The sequence below is a fragment of the Mesorhizobium sp. P5_C1 genome, assembly GCF_054049815.1.
In genome coordinates this window covers 1-521 of sequence record NZ_JBFULQ010001423.1, presented here as the reverse complement: position 1 = coordinate 521, position 521 = coordinate 1, and the positions used below count along the sequence as shown (strand labels likewise).

At 59.5% G+C, this 521-nt stretch carries 1 pseudogene; it reads left to right on the top strand.

From position 1 onward, the window contains the following. Nucleotides 1-261: 261 nt before the first annotated feature. Nucleotides 262-458: pseudogene (locus ACXJ7R_RS36155) on the top strand (adenylate/guanylate cyclase domain-containing protein); the annotation flags it as partial. Between the last annotated feature and the right edge of the window lie 63 nt (nucleotides 459-521).

The window sequence follows — 521 nt, the reverse complement described above, 5'->3', positions numbered from 1 at the left end:
ACCGTCCGAGAATTGAACACCAAAGCCGTCGTCGGCCTCGTTCGTTGGGCTCAATTCATGTCACCCAACCGCAAGACGCAAATCAGCATGGGTAGTCGACTAAGGCAGGCTGCCAGCCGCGCGTTTAAGGGGATCGGCCGCCGCGGCAAGAAGTCTTGTCTTCGCAATCAGCTACCATTCCATAATGGCATCTGGGGACATCAAGGTCAATTCGCGACAGGCGGCAGACTGTGCCGCGACAGAGATGCCGCTACGACCGGTCGCTTGATCGTCGACGCGGTGCGCTACGCCATCGAGGTGCAGGCCGCCATGCTCGAACGCAATGCAGGTGTTACGATCGAGCGCCCTATTGAGTTTCGCATCGGAATCCACACAGGAGACGTCGTTGAGGAGAGCGACGGCGACCTCATGGTGACGGCGTCAACATCGCGGCGCGCCTAGAAGGCGTCGTTACCGCGGTTCGAACGCTACCTGCAAGCACAGACCGTTCCTAACAAGGCCGCCGCCAAGCTGATATGCGA